Here is a 16,626-nt window from a genome sequence, read left to right as displayed (position 1 = left end):
TTCAGCGAGGTGTCGCGCACCTCTCGGGCCTTCTCACCGAAGATCGCGCGCAGCAGCCGCTCCTCCGGCGTCAGCTCGGTCTCACCCTTGGGCGTGACCTTGCCGACCAGGATGTCACCGGGGACGACCTCGGCGCCGATGCGGATGATGCCGCGCTCGTCGAGGTCGGCAAGCACCTCCTCGGACACGTTCGGAATGTCGCGGGTGATCTCCTCGGGGCCCAGCTTGGTGTCGCGGGCGTCGACCTCGTGCTCCTCGATGTGGATCGAGGAGAGCACGTCGTCCTGCACCAGGCGCTGGGACAGGATGATCGCGTCCTCGTAGTTGTGGCCCTCCCACGGCATGAACGCCACCAGGAGGTTCTTGCCCAGCGCCATCTCGCCGTTGTCGGTGCAGGGACCGTCGGCGATGACCTGGTTGACCTCGACCCTGTCGCCCTCGGCGACGATGGGCTTCTGGTTGAAGCTGGTGCCCTGGTTGGAGCGCTTGAACTTCGCCACGCGGTACGTCGTCCGCGTGCCGTCGTCGTTCATGACCGTGATGTAGTCGGCGGAGACCTCCTCGACCACACCGGCCTTCTCCGCGCTGATGACGTCGCCGGCGTCGGTCGCGGCACGGTATTCCATGCCGGTGCCGACCAGCGGCGCCTCGCTCTTGAGCAGCGGCACCGACTGGCGCTGCATGTTGGAGCCCATGAGCGCGCGGTTGGCGTCGTCGTGCTCGAGGAACGGGATCATCGCGGTGGCCACCGACACCATCTGGCGCGGCGACACGTCGATGTAGTCGACCTCCTCGGCACGCGCGAGCTCGGTCTCACCACCCTTGGTGCGGACCAGGACGCGGGCCTCGGCGAACGAGCCGTCGGGGTTGAGCGCCGTGTTGGCCTGCGCCTTGACGTAGCGGTCTTCCTCGTCGGCGGTGAGGTAGTCGATTTGGTCGGTCACCTTGCCGTCGACGACCTTGCGGTAAGGCGTCTCGACGAAGCCGAAGGCGTTGATCCGGCCGTAGGAGGCCAGCGAGCCGATGAGGCCGATGTTGGGGCCTTCAGGGGTCTCGATCGGGCACATCCGGCCGTAGTGGGACGGGTGCACGTCACGGACCTCGAACCCGGCCCGCTCACGCGACAGACCACCGGGGCCCAGCGCGGACAGACGCCGCTTGTGCGTCAGGCCGGCCAGCGGGTTGGTCTGGTCCATGAACTGCGACAGCTGCGAGGTGCCGAAGAACTCCTTGATCGAGGCCACCACGGGGCGGATGTTGATCAGGGTCTGCGGCGTGATCGCCTCGACGTCCTGCGTGGTCATGCGCTCGCGGACGACGCGCTCCATGCGGGCCAGGCCCAGGCGGACCTGGTTCTGGATGAGCTCGCCGACGCTGCGCAGGCGGCGGTTGCCGAAGTGGTCGATGTCGTCGACCTCGACGATGACCTCGCCGTTGGCGCCCGGCATGGACTCCTCACCGGCGTGCAGGCGCACGATGTACTCGATCGTGGCGACGATGTCGTCCTCGGTCAGCGTGCCCAGCGTGATGTCGGCGTCGACGCCCAGCTTCTTGTTGATCTTGTAGCGGCCGACCTTCGCGAGGTCGTAGCGCTTGGGGTTGAAGTAGAGGTTCTCCAGCAGGGTCTGCGCCGACTCCTTGGTCGGCGGCTCACCGGGCCGCAGCTTGCGGTAGATGTCGAGCAGGGCGTCGTCCTGGCCGGCCGTGTGGTCCTTCTCCAGGGTGGCCCGCATCGACTCGTACTGGCCGAAACGCTCGAGAATCTGTTCGTTGGTCCATCCCAGTGCCTTGAGAAGCACGGTGACGGCCTGCTTGCGCTTGCGGTCGATGCGCACACCGACGCTGTCGCGCTTGTCGATCTCGAACTCGAGCCAGGCACCCCGCGACGGGATGACCTTGCAGCCGTAGAGGTCCTTGTCGGATGTCTTGTCGACACTGCGTTCGAAGTAGACGCCGGGCGAGCGGACCAGCTGCGAGACCACGACTCGTTCGGTGCCGTTGATGATGAAGGTGCCCTTGGGCGTCATGAGCGGGAAGTCGCCCATGAACACCGTCTGGCTCTTGATCTCACCGGTGGTGTTATTGATGAACTCCGCCGTCACGAACATCGGGGCGGAGAAGGTCATGTCCTTCTCTTTGCACTCATCTACGGAGTACTTCGGCGGCTCGAACCGGTGATCCCGGAACGACAAGGACATGGTCCCCGAGAAGTCCTCGATAGGACTGATCTCTTCAAAGATCTCTTCGAGACCCGACTGGGTCGGGACGTCCCTGCGCCCGGCCTGGCGAGCCGCCTCTACCCGGGCCTTCCACTTCTCGTTTCCGAGCAGCCAGTCGAAAGACTCGGTCTGCAGAGCGAGAAGGTCAGGAACTTCGAGAGGCTCCTGGATGCGCGCAAAAGAGACGCGACGGGGACCAGCGGGTACGGCGGAGGCGTTGCGCGAGGCTGCCAACAGATGTCCTTCCGAGGGCTCGCGGCGGACTGACTACACGCACGCCAGACAACCTCGCAACGTGAGCAAGCATCGCGGGTCGTCAAAGGGCAGCGCAAAGGGGCAGTGTAGCCGAACGGCACACGCCTGTCCACTTCGCCCTCGCTGCATGCTCCACGTTGGTCGCAGCATCGCCCGTTCAGGCGGAAACGTCAAGCCCACAAGCCCGACTTTTAGCCGACTCAGGGCCCGGACGCTGGGTTTTCTTCCCTGTGTGACTGATCGCCTACCGCCAGGCCCAAGACGATACCCGCGAACGGGGGCGGTTAACGCTCCGTCACACCGGGGGGCGAACCCATGCCGACAACCGGTGTTGCGATGACCTAGGTACCCCTGCCGAAGGCAGCACTAAACCTGAATTTTGGTAACAATTGAAGGTAGCGGCGCGCCCGTGATCTCCAGGGCCTCACGCGGTGCCCAGCAGCGTGGACAGGCCCGCCACCAGCCAGCGCGAATCTTGCCGGACCATGACGAACCTTGCCCGGTTCTGGGTGAACTCTTGCTGGAGTCCTTCTTTACCGGGGATCTCCTTGACCGTACCAGTGTTCACGAACAGCAGAACCTCTACCCTGTCGGGCTTGGCGCGCTCGACCCCGGCCGCCGCCACGGCCACGCTCTGGACGATCTTCTGCTCCTTCGCCCGCGAGACGAGAGTCCTGGTCAGCTCCTTGTAGTGCTCGGTCAGCTCGCCCGTCGTGAACGTGCCGGCCCGCGCCAGGTCCTCCTCGATCGTGCGATAGTCGTACGAGAGCAGGTCGGGCGCGAGCCTCTTGGCCTCGGCCACCGCCGCCCTGGCCGCCACCTCGGCCTCGCGCAGGTCGCGCAGGTTGAACCACATGGTCGGCACGAGCACCGAGCCCACCGTCACGAGCAGGCTCAGCAGCACGATCGCGAAGATCCTCACGGCACCTGCACCACCTTCGACACCAGCCACTGCCCGCCGCTCTTGGTCAGGTCCATCTGCCAGCGGTAATAGCGCTCCTGAGGCGCGCTGCGCGACTCCTCCCAGCGGATCTCCACATCCGCGACGACCAGCACCCGCGCCGTGGTGGCGGTCATCGAGACCAGGCCGGTCGCGCGGAGCACGCCGTGCTGGACGACCTTGTTCTCGACCGTGGTCTTCCTGAGCTTGCCGAGGTTGGCCTCGTACTCCTTCTTCGCCGCCCCCGTCGAGGTGTCGAGTATGCGGCGTACGTCGCTCTCGACGTTCTTGTAGTCGAGCGACATCAGGTTCTTCGCGTGCTCGCCCGCCGCCGCCAGCACCGCCCGCCTGTCGCCCGCCCTGCCCTGCTCGTCACGCGCCTGGGCGGCGATCCACACGCCCGTGCCCACCAGGACCGCCAGGATCCCGCTGAGCGCCGCCATGAGGATGCGGGCGGGCCGAGCACCGAGTCCTGCCACCTGTGCTCACTCCCCTCCCGGCCGGCCGCTGCCGGATCATAACGCGACACCCGCCGCCTAAGCCCCCTAATCGACAGAGGCGGTTGGGGACGGCAGGGAGGCCCGCTCTCGGGCAGGAAACGGGCACAGAGCGCACTGGCCCCACCATTCATGCCTAAGCCCCGCAAATGCCTCCAGAAGGCCCTGAGAGCGCTCTGGAAGCGCATGGGGGGCCTGGAGGGGTGTGAAGGACCGCGAGAGAACCTGGAGGCCAGGTGACGCCGTGCAGGGTCCACTCCGCCGCTCGTTGCGCTAGGGGTCAGGTGACGCCGTGGAGGTGCGCCTGGAGCAGGCGGGGGTACTCCCGGAGCCAGTCGCGGCCCTGCTCGTCCACGAACGACCCCACGGGCGGGGTCACCCCGTTGGCCGCCAGCCACTCGCCGGGCGGCCGCTGCGTACGGCGGACGCGCCCGCCGGACGGCATGAGCTGCGGCGGGATCGGCGGCAGGACACCGGGATCGTGCCCCATCCGCGCCTCGGCCTCCAGCTCCGAGACGTCCTTCTCCTCGGACATCCCGATGGGCCCGTGCCTCCTGGCGTTCATGAACTGCCGCACCACCGGCTCGTCGCTGGACAGCAGCATCTCCCGCGGCCCGAACATCACCAGCTCCCGCCGGAACAGCAGCCCGATGTCGTCGGGCACCGTACGGGCCGTGTTGATGTCGTGCGTGACGATCAGGAACGTCGCCTCGATGTCGGCGTTGATGTCCACGATGAGCTGGTTGAGGAACGCCGTACGGACGGGGTCGAGCCCCGAGTCCGGCTCGTCGAACAGAATGATCTCCGGCTCCAGCACCAGTGCCCTGGCCAGGCCCGCCCGTTTGCGCATGCCCCCGGAGATCTCCCCCGGCAGCTTCGACTCGGCGCCCAGCAGGCCGACGAGGTCGATCTTCTCCATGACGATCTGGCGGATCTGCGTCTCGCTCTTCCGCGTGTGCTCGCGCAGCGGGAAGGCGATGTTGTCGTAGAGGTTGAGCGAGCCGAACAGGGCGCCGTCCTGGAAGAGCACGCCGAAGAGCCGGCGCAGCTCGTAGAGCGTGTTCTCTTTACAGGTGGCCAGGTCGTGGCCGTCGATCCAGATGTGGCCGCGGTCGGGGCGCAGCAGGCCGACCAGCGTCTTGAGGAAGACCGACTTGCCGGTGCCCGAGGGGCCGAGCAGGACGGAGATCTCGCCCGCGGGCAGCGTGAGCGAGACGTCCTCCCAGATGACCTGCCGTCCGAACGACTTCGTCAGCCCGTCCACCACGACTTCGACGCCCACCTGGTCACCTTCCGGTCGCAGGATGTGCCCGGGATGTGACGCGCCCGCGCCACCGCCTTCACGGTAACGGCGGGCCGCCTCACGAGAACCTGTTCCAGCAGCTTGTTACCGGGCGGTTATCGCGGGTCCTGCCCGGTGAGCGCGCGCAGGCTCGGGCGCAGCAGCCGGGCGATCTCCTCCTCGGGCACGTCGCGCAGCTCGTCCAGCTCCAGGAGCTGGTGGCCGACCGTGACGCCCAGCAGGACCAGCGTCATCAGCGCCGCACGCAGCCGCGCGTCCTCAGCCGGCAGGGTCTGCGCGACCCGGTCGATCTGCTCCCCCAGCGCCCGGCGCGCCGACACCGCGGCCTCGGGGTGGGTGAGCATCGAACGCAGCATCGCCAGCCGGCTCTGCGACAGCTCGCCCAGCTTCATGGGCAATGTGCCCAGCAGCCGCTCCACGACCTCCTCGACGGCCGCCTGAGCACCGCCAGGATCCGGTCCTCCCACCTGTCCGCCACCGGACCTGCCACCTGGGGCCGGCGTCACCTCCACGGCCCGCTGGAACAGCTCCTGCTTACTGCCGAAGTACTGCATCACCAGCGCGGGATCCACCCCTGCCGCCTTGGCCACGGCCCTGATGGTGGCGCGTTCGTACCCCATGTCGGCGAAAAGGGACCGCGCGGCGTCGAGAATGCGCGCCTCGGTCCTGCGCCGCCGCTCGGCGCGCGGAAGCGCCGTCTCCTCAGCCACGCCCCGACTCTACCTGCGTTGACCGAGCCGCCACTTTCACTCTACGCTCGTTGAGTCAACGACCGTTGAGCGAATGGGTGATCGTCCCATGTCCGTCGAAGAGATCGTCGCCGCCTACCACGCGGCCATGCTGCACAAGTCCCCCGACGAGCTGGCCGGCCTGTACGCCGAGGACGGCCTGCACGAGTTCCCCTTCGGCGCCGCGCCGCCGTTCCAGGGCAGGGAGGAGGTATCCGCGAAGCGGCCTGACCGGCTCCGGAAACGCGAAAAGAGGCGGCACACCCGGCACCAGGGTGTGTCCGCCTCTTCTCGTTGAGCTGTGCGTGAAGCGAAGGGGAAGTTACTTCACGGTCACGGTGGCGCCGGCGCCCTCGAGGGCAGCCTTGGCCTTCTCCGCCTGCTCCTTGTTGACCTTGCCGTCGAAGACCGGCTTCGGAGCGCCGTCGACCAGGTCCTTGGCCTCCTTGAGGCCCAGGGACGTCAGGGCGCGGATCTCCTTGATGACCTGGATCTTCTTGTCGCCGGCAGCCTCGAGGATGACGTCGAACTCGTCCTGCTCCTCGGCCGCGGGGGCCTCGCCACCGGCAGCGCCGGCAGCCGGAGCGGCGGCGACCGCGACCGGGGCGGCGGCCTTGACATCGAAGGTCTCCTCGAAGACCTTCACGAACTCGGACAGCTCGAGGAGGGTCATCTCCTTGAAAGCGTCGAGCAGCTCGTCGGTGCTGAGCTTCGCCATGATGGTTTCCTTACGTTAGGACTTGCTAGAAAACTGGGAACGGGACCGCGGTGTGCTGCGGCAACCCCCGTGTTACTCGCCCGCCTCGTCGCGCTTGGCGCGCAGGGCCTCGGCCAGCTGAGCCATCTGCGTGGGCAGAGCGGCGAACATCGCGGCCGCGGCGCTCTGCTTGGCCTTCATGGCACCGGCCAGCTTCGCGAGGAGCACCTCGCGGGACTCGAGGTCGGCAAGCTTGGTGATCTCGGCGGCGTCGAGCGCCTTGCCCTCGAGGACGCCACCCTTGATCACCAGGAGGGGATTGGCCTTGGCGAAGTCACGCAGACCCTTGGCCGCCTCGACAACGTCGCCGTTGACGAACGCGATCGCGGTCGGACCGGTGAGCAGGCTGTCGAGGCCCGCGACGCCGGCCTCATTGGCCGCGATCTTGGTCAGGGTGTTCTTCGCCACGGCGAACTTCGCATTCTCACCGAGAGCAGTGCGCAGCTCCTTGAGCTGAGCGACGGTGAGACCGCGGTACTCGGTCAGAACGGCGGCGGCGCTGCCCTCGAACTCGCTCTTGAGCTCGGCAACCGCTGTCGCCTTATCCGCCCTCGCCATGGGCCTCCTTCCAGATGTGCCACCGGCGAAGGCCCCCGACATGAGAACAGCCCCGGGCGCAGGGCGCACGGGGCTCACGCACACGGAATGACCATGTGGGAAACTCGCATCACACCTGCGCGGGCCGTCCACATGACGTGGATCCTTCGGTCGCCAGATTTAGAGCACCTGACGACGACCGGCGGTCTTCGGCAACGACCAGCGTACGTGCTGGCCGCCGAGTTTCCAAATCGTTCTCAGTTGGTGGTGTCCTTCGGCAGCTCGCCGACCTGGTCGGCGGGCGGTGCCTGGATGCTGACCGGCTCGTTGAAGCCCTTGAAGAACAGGGTGGCGTCGAGCGTGGCGCCGTCCTTGGAACCGTTCAGGGCGATCTTGCGGGGCAGGCCGTCGGCCGCCACCCAGATGTCGAACTTGACGTCCTTGAGCTCGGCCAGGCCGTCACGGGCCTGCTCCTGCTTGTCGGCCGGCAGCTGCTGCACGGCGGCCTCCACCGGGAAGGTGCCGCTGTAGTGGGTGGTGTCCTCGCCGTTGACGGTCTCGTTGCCGGCGGCCTTGACGTCCTGCGAGGCCGTGATCAGCTTGGTCATGTTGCCGAGGTCGAACTGCTGCACCTGGGTGAGCACCTCGTTCACCTCGCCGGAGCCGCCGTCGGCGTCCTTGAGCGAGACCTTGATCCACGGCTTGGTCGCGCCCAGCAGCTCCTTGAGCGCCTCGACCTTGACGTAGACGGTGTCGCCCTGCAGCACGGCCCGGACACCGCCGGGCACGCTGCGCTGGCCCATGTCCACCGTGTCGAGGGTGAGGTCGGCCGCGAGCTGGGGCTTGCTCTGGTAGAGCATGCGGCCCTGCACCTTGCCGCTGCCCTCCTGGGGGTGCGTCAGGTTCACCACGGCGTCGACCGTGTAGCTCGTGACCTCAGCGGTCTTCTGCGCGGCCTGGGTGAGCACCTCGGAGGCGGCCAGGTTGACCTGGATGGGCTGGGCGTTCGATCCACAACCGGCGACCGCGGCCACGACTAGTGCGGCTCCGGCCGCGGTCATACTTATCGTGCGCTTCAGCATGTCCTTGACCCTACGTTTACTTTTCCTGCTGTGGCGACTTCCCCCGACAAATAGGGGAAAACCCAGGGTTATCCCTCACACGCCCTGCACACTTCCCACACACCAGAGAAGCCCCCAGCTCATCTGGCTCCCTTCCCCCACAGAAACACCCCAAGCACGCCGCTGACGCTCGCCGAGCGACGCGGGGAAAACGCGAGGGTGGAGACCCGCCGGCGGCACCGCCGGCGCGCCTCTCAACACGGCTGAGAAGAGCCCGGCGACGGGACCGACCCAACGCCCCACCTCCCCCGAGGACGACTCCGGGGGCTGAGGGCGGGCGCACCAGCCGGCCTCCGCCAAGCTCGCACTCAGGCTCGCGCGAAACGCGCAAGCGCAGCGCAGGCATGAAGCCACGGCACTCCGGCACGAGGGGCGCGGGCGAGGACTGCCAGAACCCTGCCCAAGAGGCCGGGGCAGGCAGGAGAACGACAAAGTCCCCCGCAAGGGGCTTTGGGGTGGGTGACGACGGCGTCCCCGCCCAGGAAAGGTCAGGTGGAGGCGCAGGCAGGGGGCGGGGCGTCCTCGTTAGAGGTCCCCGTGTGGAAACGACGGCGCCCCCGCCCGAGACGAGCTCGGGTGGGGGCGTCGTTGTGAAGCGTTGAGGGTCAGCTCTCCAGGTCGGCCGTGAGGCCGCGGGTGAGGTTGGGGTCGACCGGGACGCCCGGGCCCATCGTGGTGGAGAAGGTGACCTTCTTCAGGTAACGGCCCTTGGCCGCCGACGGCTTGAGACGCAGCACCTCGTCGAGGGCGGCGGCGTAGTTCTCGATGAGCTGGCGCTCGCCGAACGACGTCTTGCCGATGATGAAGTGCAGGTTGGCCTGCCGGTCGGTGCGGAACTCGATCTTGCCGCCCTTGATCTCCGTCACGGCCTTGGCGACGTCGGGCGTCACGGTGCCGGTCTTGGGGTTGGGCATGAGACCGCGCGGGCCGAGGACACGGCCGAGGCGGCCGACCTTGCCCATGAGGTCGGGCGTGGCGACCACGGCGTCGAACTCGTTGAGCCGGTTGCCCTTGGAGATCTCGTCGATCAGTTCGTCGGCGCCGACGATGTCGGCACCCGCCTCGCGGGCCGCCTCGGCACGGTCACCGGTCGCGAAGACCAGGACCCGGGCGGTCTTACCGGTGCCGTGCGGGAGGTTGACCGTGCCGCGCACGATCTGGTCGGCCTTGCGAGGGTCGACGCCCAGCCGGAGAGCGACCTCGACGGTGGCGTCGAACTTGGTGGTCGACGTCTCCTTGGCCAGCTTCGCGGCCTCGACGGGCGTGTAGAGCTTGTCGCGGTCGATTTTGGCTGCCGCGTCCTTGTGCGCCTTGCTGCGCTGCATTCTGTACTCCTAGTGGTGTGCGGGCCGACGGTCAGGACGGCCCTCCCACGACTTCTTGCGGGAAGGTCTTACTCGGCGATCGTGATGCCCATCGACCGGGCGGTGCCGGCGATGATCTTCTCGGCCGCCTCGATGTCGTTGGCGTTGAGGTCGGGCATCTTCGTCTCGGCGATGCTGCGCAGCTGCTCGCGGCTGAGCTTGCCCACCTTGTCGCGGTGCGGGACGGCGCTGCCCTTGTCGAGGCCGAGCGCCTTCTTGATCAGCTCGGGGGCCGGCGGCGTCTTCGTGATGAAGCTGAAGCTGCGGTCCTCGAAGATGGTGATCTCAACGGGGATGATGTTGCCCCGCTGCGACTCCGTGGCAGCGTTGTACTGCTTGACGAAGTCCATGATGTTGACGCCGTGGGGACCGAGGGCGGTACCCACCGGCGGCGCCGGGGTGGCCTGGCCAGCGGGGAGCTGGACCTTCACCAGTGCGGCGATTTTCTTCTTCGGAGGCATGTGTCCTTCTCCGGGTCCTGATTGCGATGCGGTCAGAGCCGCGGTTGCGCCCCTGACATGTCGGCGGCCGCCCTTCGCGAGAGGCGGCCGGCCGAACGTCTAAGTGTAGGTGATCGTCTCAGATCTTCGAGACCTGGTTGAACGAGAGCTCCACCGGAGTCTCGCGGCCGAAGATCGACACGAGCACCTTGAGCTTCTGCGACTCGGGGCTGATCTCGCTCACCGAGGCGGGCAGGGTGGCGAACGGGCCGTCCATGACGGTGACGGACTCGCCGATCTCGAACTCGACCGTGGGACCCGCGGCGGCCTTGGTGGTGGCCTTCTTGGTCTCTTCGGTCGGCTCGGGCGCCAGCAGCTTGGCGACCTCGTCGAGGCTGAGCGGGCTCGGCTTGTTGGACAGGCCGACGAAGCCGGTGACGCCCGGGGTGTTGCGCACGGCGGCCCAGGACTCGTCGGTCAGCTCCATGCGCACCAGGACGTAGCCGGGCAGCACGCGCTCCTTGACCGGGACCTTCTTGCCGCTCTTGAACTCCTGGACGGTGTGCGTGGGCACCTCGACCTGGTAGATGTAGTCCTCCATGTTGAGCGACACGTTGCGGCTCTCGATGTTGGACTTCACCCGGTTCTCGTAACCGGCGTAGGAGTGGATGACGTACCACTCGCCGGGCAGGCCGCGCAGCGAGTCCTTGAACTCCTCGACGGGGTCGACGTCGGGAAGAACCGAACCGTCCTCGACGGCGGCGGCCTCTTCTTCGCCCGCCTCGTCGCTCTCCTCGACCTCGGCCTCCTCGGAAGCCGCCGCAGCGGACTCCTCGGTGGCCTCTTCCAGCTCGTCGCCCCACTCGTCGCGGGACTCGTCCGCCGGAACTGAAGACTCGGACACGGTGACTCTTCCTCTTTCGTGGTATCGAATGGCGACTCCGTCAGGCGATCACCCCTCGAAGTCTTCGGTCAGGATCCGCCGAAGACGCGGAGGACCGCCCATCCCAGGGCACTGTCGAGCCCGTACACGATCGCGACCATGATCAGAACGAATACCAGAACGACCGTGGTATAGGTGATGAGATCCTTGCGTGTCGGCCAGATGACCTTACGAAGCTCGTTGACGACCTGCCGATAGAAGAGGGCAGGAGAAGTGCGTGTCTTCTTCTCGCCACTAGGCTTGTCTGCGGTCTCGCCGCGCGTGTCGATCGCCACAGTCCTCACCTGATCAGTCGTATCCAACGCAGTTTTGCGGCGCGCTTACACGCCAATTATTGCGCGGACCGCACTCGCAGGGCACGAGGGACTCGAACCCCCAACCGCCGGTTTTGGAGACCGGTGCGCTACCAATTGCGCCAGTGCCCTATGTCGTAGACCAGACTACCCTGATCGACTCACTGCCTGGACCGAACCGCTCGCCGACATGCGGCGGAAGGACCAGGCGAAAGCATACGGGTCATTGCCCGCCACGTCGAACCAAAACCTGATCGCCCAGGTCACGCCCGCGTGGGCACCGCGTGGGAGCATGGACGCATGTCCACGCGACCCCGCATCTCCGCGAGAATTTCCGCGATTTCCGAGTCCGCCACGCTCGCCGTAGACGCCAAGGCGAAGGCGATGAAGGCGGCCGGACGTCCCGTCATCGGTTTCGGCGCGGGCGAGCCCGACTTCCCGACGCCCGACTACATCGTCGAGGCCGCCGTGCGGGCGGCCCGCGAGCCGCGCTTCCACAAGTACACGCCGGCCGGCGGCCTGCCCGAGCTGAAGAAGGCGATCGCCGAGAAGACCCGCCGCGACTCCGGCTACGCCGTCGAGCCGGCGCAGGTCCTGGTGACCAACGGCGGCAAGCAGGCGGTGTACGAGGCGTTCGCGACGCTGCTCGACCCGGGTGACGAGGTGCTGGTCGTCGCTCCTTACTGGACGACCTACCCCGAGGCGATCAAGCTGGCGGGCGGCGTGCAGGTCGACGTCGTGACCGACGAGTCGACCGGTTACCTCGCGAGCGTGGAGCAGCTGGAGGCGGCGCGCACCGAGCGGACGAAGGTGCTGCTGTTCGTCTCGCCGTCCAACCCGACGGGCGCGGTCCACACGCGCGAGCAGACGGTGGCGATCGGCCGGTGGGCGGCCGAGCACGGGCTGTGGGTGGTCACGGACGAGATCTACGAGCACCTCGTGTACGGCGACGCCGAGTTCACCAGCATCGCCACGGCCGTACCCGAGCTGGGCGACCGGGTCGTGATCCTCAACGGCGTGGCCAAGACGTACGCGATGACGGGCTGGCGGGTCGGCTGGCTGATCGGGCCGTCCGACGTCGTTGAGGCGGCCACCAACCTGCAGTCCCACGCGACCTCGAACGTCTCCAACGTGGCGCAGATGGCGGCGCTCGCGGCTGTTTCCGGTGATCTGTCGGCGGTCGCGGAGATGCGGGCGGCCTTCGATCGGCGGCGGCAGACGATGGTCAGGATGCTCAACGAGATCCCGGGCGTGTTGTGCCCGGAACCTAAGGGTGCGTTCTACGCATATCCCTCGGTCAAGGAGCTGATCGGCAAGGAGCTGCGCGGGCGGCGGCCGCAGTCGTCGAGCGAGCTGGCCGAGCTGATCCTGGAGGAGGCCGAGGTGGCGGTGGTACCGGGTGAGGCGTTCGGCACGCCGGGCTACTTCCGGCTGTCGTACGCGCTGGGCGACTCCGACCTCGTCGAGGGCGTCAGCCGGCTGGCCAAGCTGCTGTCCGAGGCCCGCTGAGCCGCACGCGGGTCAGCCGGCCGTGATGTCGGCGGCGATCGGCTTGATCTCGCTGCTGAGGCCGGGCGTGGTGCCGATGTAGACGGCGGTGCCCGGCCTCTCCAGCCACATGAAGCAGCGCACGCCCGTACGCGTGGTCCAGCGCAGCGCGGGCTTGCCGCCGTACAGGGTGAGCGTGGCCTTGCCGACGAGCGTGACGAACTGCTCGGCCGTGCGCGGGCCGCAGACCACGCCGACGTAGAGGCGTTCGTCGCTGTCGCTCCAGATGCGGCCGCGCACTTTCAGCGGGCGGCGCAGCGACTCCAGGCGGCTGAACGAGCCCGCCGGGCTGAGCCCGGACAGCGCGGACGGCAGCTGCACGCCGGGGCCGTCGCAGGAGAGCACGGTGCCGTCCGCACGGGTGACGAGCGGCTCGGGCGCGGGCGAGGTGGCGGACGAGGTGGCGGACGAGGAGGCCGGCGGGGTGGCCACAGGGTGTGTCGTGCCGCCGCCGCACGCCGTGAGCGCGAACATGAGGAGCACCGCCGCCGGCCGCCGCATCGACCCCCCTTGACATGAGTGGTTACCGGGGAAAAGGCTCCTAGTCTCCTACAGGAGCCCTGACGGAGGCGGCAAGAGCGAGCAGCTCGCCGCCGAGCGAGTCGCTGACCCGGATCGACATCCCCGTGCCGGGGCGTTCGAGCCAGGCGATCAGCCGGCCGCCCGCCGGATGCCGGCCGGCCACGGCGGGCCTGCCGCGCACGGTGGTGGCGCGGGCGTCGCGCACCTTGATCCGGCTCAGGAAGCGGGCCAAGTCCGCTGCCACCGTACCGCGTGTCACCTGGGCTTCGACGAATCCGCCCGCCGCGGACGCGAACCTCGCGCCGGTGCCGTCGCCGCCGGTGCGTACGAGGCCGCCCGGCAGGTACGTGAGCCAGAACCCGTCGGCGACGACCGCGACCGTCTCCGCCGGCCTCGGCACCGCGACCGAGCCCGCAGCGGGCGGCTGCACCGGCACCGGCACCTGCACCGGCACCGGGGCGGGCAGGGGTTCGGGAGCGCGGATCGCGGCGCGCGGGAGGCGGCCGAAGCCCGAGGAGAAGATCGCGTAGATGATCAGAGCGGTCGCCGTGAAGGACACCGCGGCCGCCCCGGCTTTCGATCGAGTCCCCAACCACGCCCCCCATCGGACCCCTGACCGGGCCTCTTTCCTCCCCCACACCCGCACCGGTGGCAAGATATGTCAATGCCACGGCCTCTGCACGCGCTTCCCAAGGCCCATCTTCACCTGCATTTCACCGGTTCGATGCGGCATTCCACGCTGATCGAGCTGGCAAGGGAGCAAGGGCTGCATCTGCCCGACGCGCTGGAGCAGGACTGGCCGCCCAAGCTGCGGGCCACCGACGAGCGGGGCTGGTTCAGGTTCCAGCGGCTCTACGACATCGCCAGATCCGTGCTCACCAAGCCCGAATACGTCTACCGCCTGCTGCGCGAGACCGCCGAGGACGAGGTGGCGGCCGGGTCGCGGTGGCTGGAGATCCAGGTGGACCCGTCGGGTTACGCGCAGCGCTTCGGCGGCCTGACGGCCACGCTGGAGCTGATGCTGGACGCGGTGGAGCAGGCGTCGGCGCACGCGGGCATCGGCATCGCGGTGGTCGTGGCGGCCAACCGCACCCGCCACCCGCTCGACGCCAACACGCTGGCCCGCCTGGCCACCCAATTCGCGGACAAGAACGTCGTCGGCTTCGGCCTGTCCAACGACGAGCGGCGCGGGCAGGCGCGGGAGTTCGAGCGGGCGTTCCGCATCGCCAAGCGGGGCGGGCTGCTGTCGGTGCCGCACGGCGGCGAGCTGATGGGGCCGCGCAGCGTCGCGCAGTGCGTGGACGACCTGGGCGCCGACCGGGTGGGCCACGGCGTGCGCGCGGCCGAGGACGACTGGCTCATGCAGCGGCTGGCCGACCGGCAGATCTGCTGCGAGATCTGCCCCACCTCGAACGTGGGCCTGGGGGTCGTCGAGCAACCGGCCGACGTGCCGCTGCGCCGGTTGTTCGACGCGGGGGTGCCGATCGCGCTGGGCGCCGACGACCCGCTGCTGTTCGGTACGCGGCTGCTGCGCCAGTACGAGCTGGCCAGGGAGGTCTACGGGTTCTCCGACGCGGAGGTGGCCGAGCTGGCCCGCCAGTCCGTACGGTCCTCCTCCGCCCCCGAGTCCGTGCGCAAGGAGCTGCTCAAGGGCGTGGACGACTGGCTGGCCGGCTCACCCGAGTGATTCCGCGACCCTGACCGCCTCCTCCTTGCTCGTCAGCCCTTCGAGCCTGAGGTTGAGCGTGCCGTGCTGCCAGATCAGGGTGGGCCCCGCCTGGCGCAGGGGCACCTCGGTGCCGTCCTGGCGGCTGATGTAGCCGAGCGGGTGATCGCCCTTGATCCACCACGCCGTACGGCCGCCGACCTCGGTGAAGTCGGGGTAGGGCGGGCCGAGCTTCTTGAACAGGTACGGGTCCAGGGTGCCGTCGAACTGGTCGAGCCTGATGCCGTCCGGCCAGAACATCGACACGACCCGCCCGCCGTCGGAGACCGTGGTGCGCTGCGGAGGGCCGAGCGCGGCCGGCGTCCTGGCCATGCGCGGCACCTCGGTGGGCGCGACCGTGCGCTCGCCCGGCAGGGGTGCCGTCGTGGTGACGGGCGGCGGCGCGGTGTCGCCGACGCGCAGCTCGATCCCGGCGAAGCTGAGGATCCGCACCACCGCGGCCCGGCCCTGCGGGGTGGCCGCGACGAGCGCGGCGACGGCGACGACCACGGCGGTCACGACCTTCCACCGCGCCACCCGCCTGCGCCGCCGCTGCGGCACAGGCGGCGGGTCACGCCTTTCCCGCGCCTCCCGAGTGCCGCCCGCCTCGGAGGTGCCGGGGGACGGGTCCGGTGCGGGTGTGGAGGTGAGGCGGGTGCGGACGGCGGCGGCGACGTCGGCAGGAGGCGGGGCGGGGGTGTCGAGGAGGTCGCCCAGCGCGCGCAATTCCGCCTCGATCGCCTCGTAGTCCTCGTGGTCCTCGTAGTCCTTGTCAGACTCACGCGAGCTCATCGCCCACCTCCTCCCTCAGCCGGGCCAGCCCCCGGTGGGTGCTGGACTTGACGGTGCCGACGGGCCAGTCGAGCACCTGCGCGGTCTCGGCCTCGCTCAGCTGTAAGAAGTACCGGCAGACGACGGCCTGGCGTTCCCGTTCGGGCAGGGTGCGGACGGCGGCGAGCAGCCGGGAGCGGCGGTCGGCGGCGACGGCGGCGCCCTCGGGGTCGTCGGGCGCGCGGGTGGAGGCGGTGGCGGACAGCCGGAGCGCCAGGTCGGTCCTGCGGCCGCGGGAGCGGGTCAGGTTGTGGGTCTCGTTGGCGACGATGCGCAGCAGCCAGGGCTTGAACGGCGCGTCGCGGCGGAACGAGGCGAGGTGGCGGAACGCCTTGACGAACGCCTCCTGCACGACGTCCTCCGCCTCGTCGGCGGCGCCGAGCATGGCGGCGGTGCGGTGGGCGAGCGTGCTGTAGCGGGCGACCAGCACCTCATAGGCGGCCAGGTCTCCCTTGAGCGAACGGGCGATCGCCTCGTCGTCGTCCATGCCGAGTCGGATTCCACCCCATCATCAGCCGTCTGGGAAGGGACTTTCGCTGATCGTGTCATCCTGGTGACCGGCGTGGGCATTAGACTCTGGCAATCCATGTGCCCCTCGAAGGAACGGGATTATGTCTTCTGGG

At 68.6% G+C, this 16,626-nt stretch carries 19 protein-coding genes and 1 tRNA gene; 3 read left to right on the top strand and 17 right to left on the bottom strand.

Annotated features, from left to right (window positions below; translation table 11 throughout):
- From rpoB to ABZW11_RS40310, 5 genes are all read right to left on the bottom strand, one after another.
- Positions 1–2,453, bottom strand: a 2,453-nt coding sequence (gene rpoB, locus ABZW11_RS40330; RefSeq protein ID WP_355429739.1) for a DNA-directed RNA polymerase subunit beta, incomplete at its 3' end; no start/stop codon positions are given.
- Positions 2,454–2,898: 445 nt separating this feature from the next.
- Positions 2,899–3,396, bottom strand: coding sequence for a hypothetical protein (locus ABZW11_RS40325; RefSeq protein ID WP_355429736.1), 498 nt, complete (start codon positions 3,394–3,396; stop codon positions 2,899–2,901).
- Positions 3,393–3,893, bottom strand: coding sequence for a hypothetical protein (locus tag ABZW11_RS40320; RefSeq protein WP_355429733.1), 501 nt, complete (start codon positions 3,891–3,893; stop codon positions 3,393–3,395). The genes ABZW11_RS40325 and ABZW11_RS40320 overlap by 4 nt, the downstream gene beginning before the upstream one ends.
- A gap of 298 nt (positions 3,894–4,191) precedes the next feature.
- Entirely contained in the window at positions 4,192–5,193 is a 1,002-nt protein-coding gene (locus tag ABZW11_RS40315; protein WP_355429730.1) for an ABC transporter ATP-binding protein, read from the bottom strand.
- Between the two features lie 116 nt (positions 5,194–5,309).
- Positions 5,310–5,924 (bottom strand): TetR family transcriptional regulator, encoded by a 615-nt coding sequence (locus ABZW11_RS40310; protein WP_355429728.1) that lies wholly within the window; start codon positions 5,922–5,924, stop codon positions 5,310–5,312.
- A gap of 88 nt (positions 5,925–6,012) precedes the next feature.
- Here ABZW11_RS40310 and ABZW11_RS40305 point away from each other — a divergent pair, with 88 nt between their 5' ends.
- Entirely contained in the window at positions 6,013–6,240 is a 228-nt protein-coding gene (locus ABZW11_RS40305) for a nuclear transport factor 2 family protein (protein WP_355429725.1), read from the top strand.
- 24 nt (positions 6,241–6,264) lie between these two features.
- Here the strand turns inward: ABZW11_RS40305 and rplL are convergent, their stop codons facing one another.
- The 8 genes from rplL to ABZW11_RS40265 form a co-directional block, all read right to left on the bottom strand.
- Positions 6,265–6,660 carry a 50S ribosomal protein L7/L12 gene (gene rplL / locus ABZW11_RS40300; protein WP_355429723.1) on the bottom strand — a complete coding sequence of 132 codons (396 nt, stop codon included), beginning with the start codon at positions 6,658–6,660 and terminating at the stop codon, positions 6,265–6,267.
- 72 nt (positions 6,661–6,732) lie between these two features.
- On the bottom strand, positions 6,733–7,257 hold the full coding sequence (gene rplJ, locus ABZW11_RS40295) for a 50S ribosomal protein L10 (RefSeq protein ID WP_345395607.1): 525 nt from the start codon (positions 7,255–7,257) through the stop codon (positions 6,733–6,735).
- Positions 7,258–7,493: 236 nt separating this feature from the next.
- Positions 7,494–8,318, bottom strand: coding sequence for an LppX_LprAFG lipoprotein (locus ABZW11_RS40290; RefSeq protein WP_355429719.1), 825 nt, complete (start codon positions 8,316–8,318; stop codon positions 7,494–7,496).
- 644 nt (positions 8,319–8,962) lie between these two features.
- Positions 8,963–9,682: a 50S ribosomal protein L1 gene (rplA, locus tag ABZW11_RS40285; protein WP_355429716.1), complete on the bottom strand. Its 720-nt coding sequence runs from the start codon at positions 9,680–9,682 to the stop codon at positions 8,963–8,965.
- Between the two features lie 68 nt (positions 9,683–9,750).
- Positions 9,751–10,182: a 50S ribosomal protein L11 gene (gene rplK / locus ABZW11_RS40280; protein ID WP_355429713.1), complete on the bottom strand. Its 432-nt coding sequence runs from the start codon at positions 10,180–10,182 to the stop codon at positions 9,751–9,753.
- 118 nt (positions 10,183–10,300) lie between these two features.
- Entirely contained in the window at positions 10,301–11,065 is a 765-nt protein-coding gene (nusG, locus tag ABZW11_RS40275) for a transcription termination/antitermination protein NusG (protein ID WP_355429710.1), read from the bottom strand.
- A gap of 68 nt (positions 11,066–11,133) precedes the next feature.
- Entirely contained in the window at positions 11,134–11,379 is a 246-nt protein-coding gene (secE, locus tag ABZW11_RS40270; RefSeq protein WP_080043257.1) for a preprotein translocase subunit SecE, read from the bottom strand.
- A gap of 77 nt (positions 11,380–11,456) precedes the next feature.
- Positions 11,457–11,529: transfer RNA gene (locus tag ABZW11_RS40265), tRNA-Trp, on the bottom strand.
- A gap of 168 nt (positions 11,530–11,697) precedes the next feature.
- Here ABZW11_RS40265 and ABZW11_RS40260 point away from each other — a divergent pair.
- Entirely contained in the window at positions 11,698–12,906 is a 1,209-nt protein-coding gene (locus ABZW11_RS40260) for a pyridoxal phosphate-dependent aminotransferase (protein ID WP_355429708.1), read from the top strand.
- Positions 12,907–12,918: 12 nt separating this feature from the next.
- On the opposite strand, the gene ABZW11_RS40255 is transcribed toward ABZW11_RS40260, so the two are convergent.
- Both ABZW11_RS40255 and ABZW11_RS40250 read right to left on the bottom strand, forming a co-directional pair.
- Positions 12,919–13,446: a hypothetical protein gene (locus ABZW11_RS40255; protein WP_355429705.1), complete on the bottom strand. Its 528-nt coding sequence runs from the start codon at positions 13,444–13,446 to the stop codon at positions 12,919–12,921.
- Between the two features lie 40 nt (positions 13,447–13,486).
- Complete coding sequence (locus tag ABZW11_RS40250; RefSeq protein ID WP_355429702.1) at positions 13,487–14,026, bottom strand: hypothetical protein; 540 nt, start codon at positions 14,024–14,026, stop codon at positions 13,487–13,489.
- A gap of 105 nt (positions 14,027–14,131) precedes the next feature.
- Here ABZW11_RS40250 and ABZW11_RS40245 point away from each other — a divergent pair, with 105 nt between their 5' ends.
- Positions 14,132–15,154, top strand: coding sequence for an adenosine deaminase (locus ABZW11_RS40245; RefSeq protein WP_355429699.1), 1,023 nt, complete (start codon positions 14,132–14,134; stop codon positions 15,152–15,154).
- On the opposite strand, the gene ABZW11_RS40240 is transcribed toward ABZW11_RS40245, so the two are convergent.
- Together ABZW11_RS40240 and ABZW11_RS40235 are read right to left on the bottom strand one after the other, a co-directional pair.
- Positions 15,143–15,964 carry a hypothetical protein gene (locus ABZW11_RS40240; protein ID WP_355429696.1) on the bottom strand — a complete coding sequence of 274 codons (822 nt, stop codon included), beginning with the start codon at positions 15,962–15,964 and terminating at the stop codon, positions 15,143–15,145. The two genes, ABZW11_RS40245 and ABZW11_RS40240, sit on opposite strands and share 12 nt — an antisense overlap.
- On the bottom strand, positions 15,951–16,490 hold the full coding sequence (locus tag ABZW11_RS40235) for an RNA polymerase sigma factor (protein WP_355429693.1): 540 nt from the start codon (positions 16,488–16,490) through the stop codon (positions 15,951–15,953). Before ABZW11_RS40235 ends, ABZW11_RS40240 begins: the two co-directional genes overlap by 14 nt.
- Between the last annotated feature and the right edge of the window lie 136 nt (positions 16,491–16,626).

The organism is Nonomuraea sp. NPDC004580, from assembly GCF_040609855.1.
In the GTDB taxonomy this organism is placed as follows: Bacteria; Actinomycetota; Actinomycetes; order Streptosporangiales; family Streptosporangiaceae; genus Nonomuraea; species Nonomuraea salmonea.
The sequence above is the reverse complement of the archived record's forward strand: the minus strand, read 5'-3'. Positions and strand labels throughout refer to the sequence as shown.

Excerpts from the sequence above, each read along its gene's own strand:
- ABZW11_RS40305 (WP_355429725.1), top strand. The coding sequence starts at position 6,013 with ATGTCCGTCGAAGAGATCGTCGCCGCCTACCACGCGGCCATGCTGCAC.
- rplL (WP_355429723.1), bottom strand. The coding sequence starts at position 6,660 with ATGGCGAAGCTCAGCACCGACGAGCTGCTCGACGCTTTCAAGGAGATG.
- rplJ (WP_345395607.1), bottom strand. The coding sequence starts at position 7,257 with ATGGCGAGGGCGGATAAGGCGACAGCGGTTGCCGAGCTCAAGAGCGAG.
- ABZW11_RS40290 (WP_355429719.1), bottom strand. The coding sequence starts at position 8,318 with ATGCTGAAGCGCACGATAAGTATGACCGCGGCCGGAGCCGCACTAGTC.
- rplA (WP_355429716.1), bottom strand. The coding sequence starts at position 9,682 with ATGCAGCGCAGCAAGGCGCACAAGGACGCGGCAGCCAAAATCGACCGC.
- rplK (WP_355429713.1), bottom strand. The coding sequence starts at position 10,182 with ATGCCTCCGAAGAAGAAAATCGCCGCACTGGTGAAGGTCCAGCTCCCC.
- ABZW11_RS40260 (WP_355429708.1), top strand. The coding sequence starts at position 11,698 with ATGTCCACGCGACCCCGCATCTCCGCGAGAATTTCCGCGATTTCCGAG.
- ABZW11_RS40255 (WP_355429705.1), bottom strand. The coding sequence starts at position 13,446 with ATGCGGCGGCCGGCGGCGGTGCTCCTCATGTTCGCGCTCACGGCGTGC.
- ABZW11_RS40245 (WP_355429699.1), top strand. The coding sequence starts at position 14,132 with ATGCCACGGCCTCTGCACGCGCTTCCCAAGGCCCATCTTCACCTGCAT.
- ABZW11_RS40240 (WP_355429696.1), bottom strand. The coding sequence starts at position 15,964 with ATGAGCTCGCGTGAGTCTGACAAGGACTACGAGGACCACGAGGACTAC.
- ABZW11_RS40235 (WP_355429693.1), bottom strand. The coding sequence starts at position 16,490 with ATGGACGACGACGAGGCGATCGCCCGTTCGCTCAAGGGAGACCTGGCC.